The sequence below is a fragment of the Actinopolymorpha pittospori genome, from assembly GCF_014873875.1.
Classification (GTDB): domain Bacteria; phylum Actinomycetota; class Actinomycetes; order Propionibacteriales; family Actinopolymorphaceae; genus Actinopolymorpha; species Actinopolymorpha pittospori.
The window spans coordinates 6,911,876-6,926,403 of sequence record NZ_JADBEM010000001.1; the positions used below are offsets into that span (position 1 = coordinate 6,911,876).

The window sequence follows — 14,528 nt, forward strand, 5'->3', positions numbered from 1 at the left end:
ACCTGGCGGACGGTAGCGATACGGAGGCGGCAGTGCGCCACTATCGCTTGTTCATGGAAGCTTTGTGGCGGGCGGATCGCCGCCGGTTCATGGTCGTCGCGGTCGGCGTGCTCGCCACTGGCCTGCTCCCGGCCGTTTTGATGGTGGCCAGTGGGCGGGTGATCGAGGCGATCACCGGTGTCGTGACCGGCGATCAGGACTCGGCTCGGCGCGGCTTGATGGCCGTAGCGTGGTTCGTGGTCTTCTCGTTGCTGATGGCCGGCGCGCGTTGGATGACCGCGACGGCTCAGGCGGGCCTGTCACAGCGGCTCCTTGCCTGGGTCGAGGACCGGCTGGCCACCGCCGTGCTCGGTCCGGCGACCGTCGCCCACTTGGAGGATCCGGCCGTGATGGCCGAGATTGACGCCGCGTCCGAAGCCTCACGGGAGAACGTCTACTACTGGGCCCTGAGGGGCTTCGTGCAGTCCTCGACCGTCCGGCTGACCGGGGTCGTGAGCGCTGTGGTGCTTCTGGCCTTGTCCTGGTGGGCACCTCTGCTGCTTGTGGCGGGTTACGCGGGACTGCTGGTCGCGTACGTCCGGTGGGAGCAGGTCAGCGCCGACGACCTGAGCGAGACGATCGCGACGAGCCGACGCCGGTCGGAGTACTACCGCGAGCTGCTGGCCGAACCGGCAGCGGCCAAGGAGGTCCGGATCTTCGGCCTGGCAGGCTGGCTCGACTTCCGGTTCGGTTCGGTCTGGCTGGCGGCGATGGAGGCCGTCTGGCGCCGACGGGGCCGCGTCCAGCGGTTGCTGACACTCGGCACGCTCGGGTTGGTCGCCGTCCATGTCGTCGTGGTCGGAGGGCTCGCGCATGCGGCGCTGGCCGGCACAATCTCGGTGGCGGCGGTCGCTGTTTTCGTACAGGCCATCGCCGGAATGGACGGGTTGATCAGCGCGCAGTACGACAGCCTCGGCGTGGCCAAGGCCGGCACCGCGCTCGCGCGGTTGCGAACCCTGTCTACCCGGTTGGAACAATCATCCGCCGCTCCGGTCGAGGACGCCGACCCTGGGCCGTGCGCAGTCGAGCTGCGTGACGTCACGTTCCACTATCCAGGCAGCAAGCGGGCCATCCTCGACCATCTGGATCTGAGGGTTGAGCCGGGCTCATCGCTGGCCATTGTCGGCGTCAACGGTGCCGGGAAGTCGACGTTGACGAAGCTGCTGGCCGGCCTGTACCGGCCCGACTCCGGCGCGGTCCTGGTAGACGGCAAACCCGCCGATCCGGCCGGCGGGCGGGTTGCTGCAGTCTTCCAGTCGTTCGGCCGATATGAGCTCTCCCTGCGCGACAACGTGACGCTCGGCGCTCCGGGCATCGACGACAGGGAGGTGGAGAAGGCGCTTGGGCTGGCCGGTGCCGCACGACTCGGCGCCACCCTGGACACGCCACTGGCGGCGGCGTACGACGGCGGCACTGACCTGTCCGGTGGTCAGTGGCAGCGGGTCGCGCTGGCTAGAGCACTGGTCGCCGTCGAGCGAGGTGCCGGGCTGCTGATCCTGGACGAACCGACCGCGAGCCTCGACGTACGCGCGGAGATCGAACTGTTCGAACAGTTCCTCGAGGTGACCCGCGGCGTGACCACGATCCTGGTGTCCCACCGGTTGTCCAGCGTTCGTCATGCCGACCGGATCGTGCTGCTGGACGGCGCGCACGTCGTCGAGGACGGTACGCACGAGGAGCTGATGACGGCTGGCGGTGGCTACGCCACGATGTTCACCCTGCAGGCCAGCCGGTTCGCCGTGGGGGTGGCCGATGCTGGGTGACATCCGGCACGCGATCGCGCTGCTGCTCGGGACCAGCTTCCGGGAGGCGCCCGGCCGGGCGACGTTGGCCTGCCTGGCGACCGTGGCCAGCAGCCTGACAGCGCTGAACGCCTTGTGGGCGGGCCTGCTGGTCGACGCGGCGATCCGCCGCGACAGCACCCAGGCCGTGGTCGCGGTGGTCAGCATCGTGGCGACGCTCGCGGTCGGCTGGTCGCTTGGCATGGCAGGGGCCGAGGCACGCGTGACGCTGGCCGAGCGGATCGGGTTCGTCCTGGACCGCCGGATCGCGCGCATCACGGCCCAGATCCCGTCGATCGAGCACTTCGAACGGGCTGATGTCGCCGACCAGGTGCAGATCCTGCGGCAGAACCGCGGCCGGCTTGGCGGTGGCTTGTCAAGCCTGCTCTACAACGTGGACAGCATCACCGCGGCCGTGATCACGCTCACGATGGCCGGGCTGGTCGATCCTCGGCTCCTGCTGCTGACCCTGACGGCCGTACCGTCACTGGTCGGCTCACGGATCCTGAAGCGCCCCGGGTTTCGTGGAGACTCGGTTACTTGGATCCGACCGCTGCGGGGACGGGTGTTTCAGGGTAGTGCTCGGTCGTGAGGCTGGCCCAGTGGTTGGCCTCGAACTCTGCCGGCGGGATCAGTCCGATCTCGCCGTGGAGGCGTCGGTGGTTGAACCAGTCGATGTACTCGGCGACGGCGATCTCGACGTCACCGACGGACTTCCAGCCCCCGCTGGGGCGCATGGCCGGGTTGCGGATGCACTCGGCCTTGAACAGCGAGTTGAACGCCTCAGCCATCGCGTTGTCATACGAATCGCCCTTGGAACCAACCGAGGCGACGGCCTCGGCCTCGGCCAGCCGCTGGGTGTAGCGGATGGCTCGATATTGAACTCCGCGGTCTGAATGGTGGGTGAGCCCGGTGACGTCCTGCCCGGCTCGCTGCCGGGCCCACAGACCCATGTCGAGCCCATCCAGGGCCAGGTCGGTGCGCAGTGAGGTAGACACCTGCCACCCCAGGACCATGCGGGAGAACACGTCGAGCACGAACGCGGCGTAGACCCAGCCCGAGTGGGTGCGGACATAGGTCAGGTCCGCCACCCAGAGCTGGTTGGGAGCCTGGGCGAGGAACTGACGCTTGACCAGATCCTCGGGACGCTTGGTCTCGGCGCCCTCGCTCAGCGTGGTCTTGCGGGTCTTGTCCCGCCTGATCCCGGCCAGCCCCTCGGCTTTCATCAGGCGTTCGACGGTGCACCGGGCGACCAGGGTGCCCTGCCGGTTGACCTCGGCGTGGACCTTGCGGGCGCCGTAGACACCGAGGTTGTCGGTGTGGACCTGACGGATCACGGGCACCAGTTCGGCGTCTCGGATCGCTCTGGCCGAGGCCGGTCTGGTCTTGGCTGCGTAGTAGGTGCTCGGGGCAATCTTGGTCCCGCCAGAGGACAGGACTTCACAGATCGGCTCGACCCCGAACCTGTCGCGGTGGGCGTCGATGTAGTCGACCAGCACCGCTGTCGGCACGCTTACTTGATCTTGCGGTCGAGCTCCGCGGCCGCGAAAAACGCCGACGCCGTTCGCAGGATCTCATTGGCTCGCTTCAGCTCACGGTTCTCTCGCTCCAGGTCCGCGATCCGCTTGGACTCGTCGCTGCTCGTGCCGGGCCGGACCCCGCCGTCGATCTCGGCTTGGCGCACCCATCCACGCAACGTCTCCGGATGCATCCCCAACTGCTCCGCGATCCGAGCGATCGCACCCGGCCGACTCGCCGGGTCCTTACGCGCCTCCACCGCCATCCGGGTGGCCCGCTCACGCAGCTCGTCGCCGTACTTCCTCGGTGCCGCCATGACTCTCATCCTCCATGGATTGAGAGCCTCCACCAGACCCGGGGCGCTTCATCCGGTACCGCACCACGCACACCGCCGAAGAGTTGTCAGCTGTCGACGGTCGACTCGCCCGGCACCTTGCCAGGGCCGCCACCGGATTAGACACCGGCATGGAACTGCGTGTCTTCGGGGCCCGTGAGTCGGTGCGGCACCGTTTGGCACGGGCGATGACATCATGGCGCCGCCCGATCGCCAACGCGGAATCACGCGCAGCGGGCATCGCCGTGATCGAGGACGCACTGTTCACGCTCGTGCTCGGCAGCGTGATGGTCTGGCTAGTCTGGTCCGCCATCCGCGGTGAAAGCTCCGCAGCTGCGGTCGTGGTGGGCGTGGTCGCCGCCCGCCAGATCCAGCACGCGATGGTCGAGACCATCTACGGCATCGGCGGTGAGGGCGGACTGCTCGACACCGCCCGCCTGGTGCGTCGGATCCGATGGTTGGAACGCCTGGCTGAGGAGATCGGGCGCCAGTACGACGGAACCCTCCCGCCGCCGGAGCAGCTGCGGACCGGCATTGCCCTGGAGTCCGTGTCGTTCACCTACGCGGGAGCGAAACGGCCCGCCCTCCGCGAGGTCGAGCTGGTCATCCAGCCGGGCGAGGTGGTCGCGATCGTCGGCGAGAACGGTGCCGGCAAGTCGACCCTCGTCAAACTGCTCACCGGCCTCTGCCGGCCCACCGAGGGCCGGATCACCCTCGACGGCACCGACCTCGCAGAGCTGTCGATCCACGACTGGCGCCAGCAGTGCACGGCGGCGTTCCAGGACTTCGCGACATTCGAGTTCACCCTGCGGGAGGCTGTCGCCACCGGTGACCTCGACGGCAAGCCCCACGACATCGCGGTCACACAGGCCCTGGGCGAGGCCAACGCTGACGATCTGGCGGCCACACTGCCCGCAGGACTCGACAGCCAGCTCGGCGCGCGCTGGGATTCCGGTGTAGGGCTGTCAGGCGGTCAATGGCAGAAAATCGCACTGGCGCGCGGTCTGGTCCGCCGCCAGCCGTTGCTGACGTCGCTCGACGAGCCGACCGCAGCGCTGGACGCGGTGACTGAGCACGCGATGTTCGACCGGTTCGCGCAGATGGCAAGGGCATCCTCCGAACGCGGCGCGATCACGCTACTGGTGACGCATCGCTTCGCCACAACCGCGATGGCGGACCGCATCGTCGTGCTGTCCAACGGCCGACTCTCCGAACAGGGCACACACGAGGACCTGATGGCCACCGGGGGCCAGTACGCCGAGCTCTACCGCCTGCAGGCCAAGGGCTACCAGTGATCGTCGAAGCCTCGAGGCATTGCGCGTGAACTCCGACGTCCTGGTCGGCAGCGACTGGGAAGTCCCTGTGCCCCAGGCGCGGCGCGTCTCCGGTCTCGACCCTTCAGCGAGTGTGGTCCCGCCAGCCGGTCGAGGACGCGTGTGAGTCGATGGCGAGAGGTTTCTAACGACCTGCGCGTGCGGACCTGCTCGGCTCACCGGAAGCGCAGCCACGCGATCCGCACCTTCCCTCACCTGTGACAATCCGCTGAACTGGCGCGATGGTGTGCCGTGCCACATGCGTGCACACGCGGCGGTCACGTCTCGGCTATCAGCGGTCATCTCGTCGGCCTCGCCCGCTCGGCTGGGCCACCCTGAGGGTGAGCGCAGAGCTTCCAATCTGGTCGTTTCCTCAGAGCTGTGGTAGGCGTTGCCCCTCGTTGAGACTGAAGGACGGCCCGGCGGTGGAGGAGAGAAGCCAATGGCAGCGATGCACCGGGACCGGGATCTTCACTCCCCAGGGAAGAGTCGGTAGCCAACCACCTGGCGGTTCGGGAGACGGTCATAGAAGCCCTCACTCCCCGGACTGGAGAGCAGGTCCATTCGCTGCACTCCGCTGATCTCGAAGACCGCGGCCACGAGCTGCCGTCCTACGCCTAGTCCTCGCAGAGAGGGGGCGACCACCACAACCGAGAGGTAGGCATGGTGGCCGTTGGTCAGCGCATGGGCGAAGCCGACAACGCCCAGACTCGGTGCGCCTGTTCTGATGGCAACTAGCGTGACAGTGCCGGGCGCCGCGGCAAGCCGGCGCAACACAGCAGTGTCAGCGAACGTCGGCCACCCCTCGCCTCGCGCAAGAGCGACAACCGCTGCGACCTCGCTTCCGTCGTCCACGCGTAGGCCACGGACCTGCACATCGAGCATCCGCCCAGCATGAGGATCCGATACTAGGCCCGCAACCTAGATTCGAGCTCCGCGACGTCGAGGAGACCGGCCTTCGTGTCGTAGCCCGACGTACTGTCCTCCGGCCGCCGCGCGATCGATCCGCCAGACCCGCGACACCCCCACCCCCGGCCGCCACGCCCGTCACCGTCCCACCCGCCAACACCGGCGTTCGTCGAGGGCGTGAATTCGGCCCCGGCCGACGATTGGTAGGGCTCACGGAGTGTCGTCGAAGGCGTCGGCGGCGGCCTGTACCTGCGAGACATACCCCCGCCACCATTGTTCGTCACCGAGCGCGGCATGGTCGGTGCCGGCACGGCCATCGATGAGCTCCCGCACCACGTCCATGTGCCCTGCGTGCCGCAGTGTGTCATCGAGTATGTGGATCAGGACCGTGCCGAGCGTCGTCTCCCGTTGGCCTTCGTTCCACCACGGCACCGATCCTGGTGTGTCCCAGTCCAGGCTGGTGACCGTCTCGTCGGCGTGGGCGCATGCCCGACGGTAGAAGCCGATGATGTAGTCGCTCGTCTCGTTGGTGCGTGCCCACATGTCGCCGTTGTGCGAAAGCGACCCGTCCTCGGCGCACCGCATCCGCTCAAAGGGCTGGCGTCCAAAGACCTGACCCAGGTAGCCGTACTCCAACATGCCGAGGTGCTTCACAACGCCAAGAAGGTTAGTTCCGGTGGGTGTCATGGGTCGCCGTAGCGAGTGCTCGCCGAGGCCGTCCAGCCTGCTCAGCACACTGCTCCTAGCGCCCTGCAGACACCGATGCAGCTCGTTCTTGATCACTGTAGTGCGCACTGTCGCATCCATGACCGAACCTTTCCGCCGTCCTGGTCGCGGGCATACTAGGCCAGAGTGCCGACGGAAACTCGATCTCCTGGACTGGCTCGCGAGCCAGACTCGCCGACGCATCGTCTCCGCGCCCCGGGTGAACGCGATCTTCGACACCGTCGCGCGGCGTGCTGCTCCGGCCAACCCTGACCGGGAAGCGGCGATCGCGGAGAACCGCGCTCGCGCACAGCGTTACCTCGCGGAGGTCGAACGGCTGGACGCTGGAGGCGCGATGGTGCGCGGCAGTGACGCCGACGGCGGCTGCGACAGGATCAGACGGCAGAGCGTCTGCTCTTCAGTAGGCGGGGAGCGCTCAGCCGCCACCAGGTGCGGACAAACCGCCGATCTGGGGCAGACTACTCGAGACCGCCGCCAACTGGGGCGACACCACGATCCCCCAGGCCGGCACCGGCACGGCCACGCCTCTGCCGCGGGGGCGCACCCTCGGGGGCGGCTCCGCCATCAACGGCATGGTCTTCGCCCGCGGACACCGCTCCAGCTACGACGCCTGGGTGGCCGCCGGGGCGACAGGTTGGGGCTTTGCGGACCTCCTCCCCTACTTCATGCGCAGCGAGAACGCCGTCGGACATGTCTCCACCATCCGCGGCGCCGACGGCCCCCTGACCGTCGGCCCCCCAAGGCCGCCTCACCCCGTACTGGCGGCACTTCTCCAGGCCGCAGCGGAGGCCGGACACCCGCTCGCCACCGACATCAGCGGCGGCAGCGAGGAAGGGTTCGGATGGACCGACCTGAACATCGTCGACGGACGAAGGCAAAGTGCCGCCGACGCCTATCTCACCCCGGCACAAGGCCACACCAACCTCGACATCGTCACCGACGCACTCGTCCACCGGCTCCACCTCAGGAGCGGACGCTGCACCGGGGTCGAGTACAGAGTCGAAGGGACGTCGGTCTCGGTTGACTGTTCGGGAGAGGTGGTGCTGACCGCGGGCAGCATCGGCTCACCGCAACTGCTGATGCTCTCCGGCATCGGTCCGCCGTCGCATCTGCGCGACCTGGGGCTCGAGGTCGTCGCGGATCTCCCCGGCGTCGGGTCGAACCTGCAGGACCACCCCGTTGCCACCCTCGTCTACCGAGCGTCACGGCCCGTTCCCACGGGGGCAAACGGCCATGGCGAGGTCGTCGGCCTGCTGCGCAGCCGCCCTGGACTGGACGGGCCGGACCTCCAGCTGATCTTCGTCGACGCCACGAGCTTCGTCCCCTCAGGCGACCTACCCGACCAGGGCTACACCATCGGGGTCGCGCTGATGCGTCCACACAGCCGCGGCACGGTCCGGCTGGCCAGCATCGAGCCAGGCGCGCCACCCCTGCTGGACCCGAACTACGTCGGCGACGACCGGGACCTCACCGCCATGGTCAGCGGCCTCCGGCTCGCCCGGAAGATCGGACAGGCGGACGCGATCGCGAGCTGGCGCGATGGAGAGATACAGCCGGGCTCGGGTATCGAGGACGACATCGGGCTGCGGGACTACGTACGCAGAACCCTCGCGTCATACATGCATCCCGTCGGGACCTGCCGGATCGGCACCGACGAGGAAGCCGTCGTCGACCCGGAACTTCGCGTGCCTGGCATCAGCGGGCTCCGCGTCGCCGACGCCTCGGTCATGCCGTCCATCATCTCCGCAAACACCAACGCCACCGTCTACGCCATCGCCGAACGCGCCGCCGCGATCATCAAGGCCGCGTAGACGCCGCCAGGTGAGGCGAGCCACCGGCACAGGGCGGTGGGAGAGAACCCTGCGCCGCCCCTCGCCCTGGGCCGATAGACCGGCCTTCCAGTGGCTCAACGAGGGACTGTCCATTGCGGTCTCCTTGTCAGCCAGACTGACCCCAGTTGTGGCCCCAACGAGCTGCGACGCCGAGCGACGATGAGCACCTGGTCGACGAGCTTGGGAGCGCGAACCGGCAGGTCGCCATCGAGTTACCTGCCTCTAGTGTTACGTGATTCTGGTTGCGTTACTTTTCTTGTTGTGGCTCGTTGACTTGGTGTGGAGCTTTCGGTGGAGCAGGTCGCTGAGTTGCGGGCGTTGGTGAACAGTCGGGATGTGTCGGCTGTGCTGGCGACTCGGGCGCGGATCGTGTTGTGGCATGGGGAAGGTCGGCGTCGTAAGGACATCGCGGAGTTGGCGGGGGTGTCGTTGCCGACGGTGGATCGGTGGGTCCGCCGCCACGCCGAGCATGGCCTGGCCGGGTTGGACGATCGTGATCGGGCTGCGCCGCGGGTGCAGGTTCCACCGCGGGTGCGGGCTCGGGTGGTGGCGTTGACCAGGACTTCTCCGCCGGTGGAGACGGGGCTGTCGCACTGGTCGACCCGTGGGTTGGCTGGGTATCTGAAGCGGGTCGAGGGGATCTGTGTGTCGTGGAGCTATGTGGCTCGGGTGTGGCGGGAGGAGGGGCTTGCGCCGCACCGGCATGCCACGTTCAAGTTGTCCAAGGATCCCGCGTTCGCGGAGAAGGTCTCCGATGTGGTCGGGTTGTATCTGGACCCGCCCGGTGGTGCGGTGGTGCTCTCCATCGATGAGAAGACTCAGATCCAGGCGTTGGACCGCACCCAGCCGTTGCTGCCGTTGGACTTCGGCGTGACCGAGAAACGCACCCACGACTATGTGCGGCACGGTGTCACGAACCTGTTCGCTGCCCTGGATGTGGGCACCGGCCGGGTCATTGGGGAGTGCAGGCCGACCCGGGACGGGGTGAACTTCCTGGCCTTCTTGAAGAAGGCCGTCAAACCTCATACGGGCAAAGAGGTCCATGTGGTGTTGGACAACCTGTCCACCCACACCACGCCGGAGGTGGAGGCCTGGCTGGAGGAGAATCCGCACGTCAGGTTCCACTTCACCCCGGTCGGATCGAGCTGGATCAACCAGATCGAGACGTGGTTCGGGATCCTGACCCGCCAGGCGATCCGCCGCGGCACCGTCACCTCGGTGAACGTGCTGATCAAACAGATCAAGGACTACATCGACACCTGGAACGTCGACGCGAAGCCGTTCGCCTGGACCGCTACCAGCGAAGAGATCCTCGCCAAGGTCCGCCTCGTCCAGACCAACATCAAGAAACTCGTCGACAACAACGCGAAATAACACAACCAGAATCACGCAACACTAGGCCTCGAGCAAGCGTGTCGGCTGGGCTGGATGGCTGTTTTCATAGGCAAAGGCCTTATCTTGCTGGGTTAGCGCTCGCAACGCAGTCCGGCAAGAAAAGGCCTTTGTGGTGAAGAAGATATCGCATGTTCAGAGTCGGCGGAACGCGGCGCGGCGACGACGCCGGGTTGCGGCGCGTCACGGGTTGGCGGGGCACTGGGGCGAACAGCCGTCCCCGATGCTGGGCTCGGGGACTGTGTCCTATGAGGTCGGTGGGAACCTCGACGCGACTTGTTTCGGCGGGATCGCCGCGGTGCACCGGCTGGTGACCAAGCTGGGCCTGGTTGACCAGATCAACGAGGGTCTGCACCTGTTGAAGGTGCACCTGCCCTACCACGAGTCCGACCATGTGCTGAACCTGACCTACAACGTGATGTGTGGCGGCACCCGCCTGGAAGACATCGAAGGCCTCCGGCACGACACCGCCTACATGAACGCCTTAGGCGCGGACCTGATCCCGGACCCGACCACGGCCGGGGACTTCTGCCGCCGCTTCGCCGAGACCGATGTGGTGGAGTTGATGGAAGCGATCAACGCGGTCCGCCCACAGTTGTGGGCGGGTCGGGGAGGCGATCTGCTCGGCCCGGTCGCCTACATCGACGCCGATGGCACGATCGTCCCCACTTCCGGGCGCCGTAAGGCCGGCATGGACATGTCCTACAAAGGGATCTGGGGCTATGCGCCGCTGATCGTGTCGCTGGCCAACACCAAGGAAGTGCTCTACCTGGTCAACCGGCCCGGCAACGCCCCCAGCCACCAGGACGCGGCGACCTGGATCGACAAGGCCATCGACCTCGTGCAACCGCACGCACCACGGGTGTGTCTGCGCGGTGACACCGACTTCTCCCTGACCGCCCACTTCGACCGCTGGGCGGCCCGGGTCGACTTCGTCTTCGGCATGGACAACAACCACGCGCTACGAACCCGCGCCGAGGCGCTGGCCGAGACCTGCTGGACCCGGCTGCATCGAGACGCCACCGCCCAGAACGCCACCGGCCAGAACGCCACCGGCCAGAACGCCGCCGGCCAGATCCGGGCTCGCCGGGACAACCACAAGCAGGCCATCGTGGCCGAACGCGGCTACCTCAACCTGGAGCTCAACTACGAAGACGTCGCCTGCTTTGACTACCAGCCCGGCAAGTGCGACCGCTCCTACCGGGTGGTCGCGCTGCGCAAGAACATCAGCCGCAGCCGCGGTGAGCAGGTGCTCATCGATGAGGTCCGCTACTTCTTCTACATCACCACCCGCACCGACCTGAGCGCCGAACAGGTCGTGGCCTGCGCCAACCAGCGCTGCGACCAGGAGAACATCATCGCAAGCCTCAAGTCCGGCGTCGGCGCACTGCGGGTGCCGCTGCACGACCTGGTCTCCAACTGGGCCTACATGGTCATCGCCGCGCTCGCCTGGAACATCAAGTCCTGGTTCGCGATGATGATGCACCGCAAAGCTGACCGCCGCGACTACATCCGCATGGAATTCCGGCGCTTCTTCAACACCATCATCCTCATCCCCGCCATGGTGACCCGCCGAGCCCGCGCCATCACCATCCGACTCATCGGCTACAACCCCGCCCTGGACCGGCTCTTCACCGCCTGGAACACCACCGAACGAACCCGCTTCGGCTAACCCACAACCAGATGCCAACCCCGAACCGACCGCCGCGCAGCCGCGGCGGCAACCACACCTGCCCAGACACCAAAAACCAGCGCCGAACACCCCCACACACCCCGACCAGGGCCACTCCAACCCGCCACCGACACCTTCAGGCGCCCCACCGACATGCCCGACACGACAGCCGACCTGATCAAATCGCGTTCAGCCACCGACACGGAACCGACTCGCTTATTTGAGGTCTAGGGATCCAAAGGTCGGCCGCTTCCGACGGGTCGTGCAACTCGCCTCCCGTTGACGGCTACGGCCGTGATCAGCCCTGCCTTGGCACGAGGGCGTAGAACGCCCGCGACATAGACGACCGGAACGACGGTAGAGCCTCGGTGACAAGCGATATGCGGAAGATCTCTCCATTCCAATTAACCACAGCTTGGACATCGAGAACAAGACTTGAATTTTCGCGCGGCATCTCGCAACGTTGTGGCTCGAAACACCAATAAAACAAGGGAGAGCACGTGAACGAGCTTTCGCATGTTCTGTGGATTGGTGGCCCGTCAGCCTCGGGTAAGTCGACGGTCGGGCGCCGCCTAGCGCGGCGCAACGGTTTGCGCTGGTACAGCTGTGACACCCGTACCTGGGTGCACCGCGATCGGGCTGTCGCGGACGTCCATCCGGGCGTAATCCGTTGGGCGGCGATGACCGTCGCCGAGCGGCGGGCGGCTCAGGACCAGGGCCGACGCCGCGACTACTTGTCCTACGACCGTGGCCCGATGGTCGTCGACGACCTGCTGCGGTTACCGAGGCAGCCGCTCGTCGTGGCTGAAGGCGGGTTGGCGAAGCCAGCAGTCTCGGGCGTGGGCACCAACGCACTGTGGCTGGTGCCACCGACGCACGTGCGGCTTCCCCGGCTTCAGAACCGTGGGTACGGTTCGCGCACCATCGAGAACGCCTTGCGGGATGGGAGGCATGTCGAGCAGCAGGTGGACGACGCGGGCGGACTGAAGCTGCCCGCATGCGCACCCGTGGACGAGGTGGTCACCGAGGTCGAGGAGCGGTTCGCTCCCCTGCTGGCCGCCGGGCCGAGGGCACGGGACGTCAATGAACGGAGAGCCCTGCTGCGGTACGGCAACCGGTGGATCGTCAGGCAGTACAAGGCTCGCGGCTGGTTCCCCGCGGACCCGGTGACGATCGTGAAGGAGTTCGACTGCGAGTGCGCACACCCCGACTGCGACGCGATGATCGAACGGACGATCGCCAGCTTTACGTCCGTGCCGGACGACAGTTCGCCGCCCATCCTGGCCGACGGACACACCGTTAGCTGACAGAACCCCTCCGGAGAGGACTACGCACTGTGTTGCCTACCCTCATCGTCGTAAGCGGACCGCCCGGCGGATACGGAAAGACCACGCTCGCGCACGAGATCGCGCGCGCAGTCGGGTGCCCCGCGATCTGCCGGGACGAGATCAAGGAAGGCATGGTCCACGCCACTCCGCCGGGGTTCGAACCGGCACCGGCTGACCCGCGCACACCAGCCGACCCGCTCACGCAGAAGACATTCACCGTGTTCTTCGACGTACTCGCGCTCCTCCTCGGCTCGGGTGCCACCCTGGTCGCCGAGGCGGCGTTCCAAGGCCCGAAGTGGCGGCCAGGACTGGAGCGCCTCGCCGAACTCGCCAAGATTCGGATCGTACGCTGCATCGTCGACCCCGCGACCGCCAATGAGCGGAACGCCCGCCGGGCCGCGCAGAACCCACGCCGCGCACGGGCTCACCCACCGACGCCGGGGCCGCTGCGGACCGCCCACCCTTACCAGCCGATCACCATCGGGGCGCCGAGCCTCAGCGTCGACACGACAGACGGGTACAACCCCGGCCTCGCCGACATCGTGGCGTTCCTCGACCGCCGGTGACCATCCCGCCTTCGCCGGGCAAGACCAAGAACAAAGAACGACCTCGAGGGTGCCCATCCGGGCCGGCCTCGCGTGCAGGATGAGCCGCCACAGGTCGGTGAGCTGCTCGAGGCAGGCGTAGGCCTCGGGGAACTCCAGGCCAGAGTCGAAGAAGGCCACCGGAACGCCTGGCGCCACCTCCAGCGCGAGGTGCAGCACCACCAGGCTGTCCTTCCCGCCACTGAACGCGCGGTAGCCCTCGTGCTCGTCGAGGTCCTGGGCGATCCGCGGCGGCGGGTTGCTCTGGACGGCCACCGCATGCGGCGTACCCGGAACGGCGCAGGGTATCGCCACGCCAAGCCTGACGGTCGACGTTTCGAGCCTGGCGACCCCGCCCAGAACCCGGGTGTGGACAAGCTGTCCGACCGACGGGAGAGCAACCCTTGTCAGGCGCCTCACTGCACAGTCGCAGGACCGGCACGTGAGCCGCATGGGGGTTCCCCCGACCGCTGGAGCGCGATGCGCGTGGGTGTTGGCCTGGTGTCAGGGGCCGCTCGTACGGTGCCATCGCAGGGAGCGAGCCAGCGTAGAGTGAGGCGCCGTTTGTACGATGTGGCTGCACTGGCCCGCCCTGTGTCTCGCCTCGCTACTTGGCGATCGATGCTAGGACGTCGTTTGCTCTCCCGAAATCGGCTCGGGATGTGTCGGTTACCGGCTGTCCCGGTTGTCCTTCGACGCTGGGCATTCGTGGCCCTTGGCTTGCTCATGCACGGGGATCCGGCCGTCCTCTCTCAGCTTCACCGACTTCCCGCACGCCGGGCACTTGAACCCCGATCGTCGTCTACGGCAGTGGTTCTGTCCATCCTCGTAGAAGTTTCTGGAGCCGGAGCCAGAGCAGACCGGCTGACGCCACCCGACGAACATGCGCGAGCGCGCTTCCTCATAGTGTTTCGGCACTGTCCCGTCCTTGTTCCTTTTCAGGCGCAGGCAGCACTTCTTGCAATGCATAGGCCCCCCAGTGTTCAAGACGAACCCACTCTGTCCATATTGATCGGTTTGAAGTTGTGGGGGAAGCCTCCGGCAGCGCGCTGTTCGTAGCTCAAGTTGCGGGGACAGGGTGTAAGTACGCCAGTCCGATG

General features: G+C 67.0%; 11 protein-coding genes and 1 pseudogene. 8 read left to right on the forward strand and 4 right to left on the reverse strand.

Translation table 11 applies throughout. From position 1 onward, the window contains the following. Positions 1 to 32: 32 nt before the first annotated feature. Positions 33 to 1,802 (forward strand): ATP-binding cassette domain-containing protein, encoded by a 1,770-nt coding sequence (locus HEB94_RS53800; protein WP_192753352.1) that lies wholly within the window; start codon positions 33 to 35, stop codon positions 1,800 to 1,802. Further along, positions 1,792 to 2,412, forward strand: a complete 621-nt coding sequence (locus HEB94_RS32220; protein ID WP_192753353.1) for a hypothetical protein — start codon at positions 1,792 to 1,794, stop codon at positions 2,410 to 2,412. Before HEB94_RS53800 ends, HEB94_RS32220 begins: the two co-directional genes overlap by 11 nt. On the opposite strand, the gene HEB94_RS32225 is transcribed toward HEB94_RS32220, so the two are convergent. Beyond that, a protein-coding gene (locus HEB94_RS32225; RefSeq protein WP_238361380.1) for an IS3 family transposase occupies positions 2,357 to 3,654 on the reverse strand; the annotation gives its coding sequence in 2 pieces (ribosomal slippage) (positions 2,357 to 3,363 and positions 3,363 to 3,654; 1,299 coding nt in all). The genes HEB94_RS32220 and HEB94_RS32225 overlap by 56 nt on opposite strands. Before the next feature lie 149 nt (positions 3,655 to 3,803). Between HEB94_RS32225 and HEB94_RS32230 the strand changes: the two genes are divergently transcribed. Then, positions 3,804 to 4,967, forward strand: a complete 1,164-nt coding sequence (locus tag HEB94_RS32230; protein ID WP_192753354.1) for an ABC transporter ATP-binding protein — start codon at positions 3,804 to 3,806, stop codon at positions 4,965 to 4,967. A gap of 489 nt (positions 4,968 to 5,456) precedes the next feature. On the opposite strand, the gene HEB94_RS32235 is transcribed toward HEB94_RS32230, so the two are convergent. Further along, complete coding sequence (locus tag HEB94_RS32235) at positions 5,457 to 5,870, reverse strand: GNAT family N-acetyltransferase (protein ID WP_192753355.1); 414 nt, start codon at positions 5,868 to 5,870, stop codon at positions 5,457 to 5,459. Between the two features lie 234 nt (positions 5,871 to 6,104). Next, positions 6,105 to 6,701: a DinB family protein gene (locus HEB94_RS32240; protein WP_192753356.1), complete on the reverse strand. Its 597-nt coding sequence runs from the start codon at positions 6,699 to 6,701 to the stop codon at positions 6,105 to 6,107. A 413-nt stretch (positions 6,702 to 7,114) separates the two neighbouring features. On the opposite strand from HEB94_RS32240, the gene HEB94_RS53805 reads away from it, so the two are divergent. The 5 genes from HEB94_RS53805 to HEB94_RS49635 all read left to right on the forward strand — a co-directional run bounded on the left by HEB94_RS53805 (position 7,115) and on the right by HEB94_RS49635 (position 13,410). Next, complete coding sequence (locus HEB94_RS53805) at positions 7,115 to 8,431, forward strand: GMC family oxidoreductase (RefSeq protein ID WP_337918568.1); 1,317 nt, start codon at positions 7,115 to 7,117, stop codon at positions 8,429 to 8,431. Positions 8,432 to 8,743: 312 nt separating this feature from the next. Beyond that, positions 8,744 to 9,826, forward strand: coding sequence for an IS630 family transposase (locus HEB94_RS32250; RefSeq protein ID WP_202896677.1), 1,083 nt, complete (start codon positions 8,744 to 8,746; stop codon positions 9,824 to 9,826). Between the two features lie 142 nt (positions 9,827 to 9,968). Continuing rightward, the gene (locus tag HEB94_RS32255) at positions 9,969 to 11,516 is read left to right on the forward strand and encodes an IS1380 family transposase (RefSeq protein WP_420481609.1); all 1,548 of its coding nucleotides are present in this window, start codon (positions 9,969 to 9,971) and stop codon (positions 11,514 to 11,516) included. Between the two features lie 623 nt (positions 11,517 to 12,139). Continuing rightward, positions 12,140 to 12,823, forward strand: coding sequence for a hypothetical protein (locus HEB94_RS32260; protein ID WP_192753359.1), 684 nt, complete (start codon positions 12,140 to 12,142; stop codon positions 12,821 to 12,823). Between the two features lie 29 nt (positions 12,824 to 12,852). Then, positions 12,853 to 13,410 (forward strand): P-loop nucleotide/nucleoside kinase family protein, encoded by a 558-nt coding sequence (locus HEB94_RS49635; RefSeq protein WP_337918086.1) that lies wholly within the window; start codon positions 12,853 to 12,855, stop codon positions 13,408 to 13,410. A 96-nt stretch (positions 13,411 to 13,506) separates the two neighbouring features. Here HEB94_RS49635 and HEB94_RS54870 read toward each other — a convergent pair. Continuing rightward, positions 13,507 to 13,881: pseudogene (locus HEB94_RS54870) on the reverse strand (phosphoadenosine phosphosulfate reductase domain-containing protein); the annotation flags it as partial. Between the last annotated feature and the right edge of the window lie 647 nt (positions 13,882 to 14,528).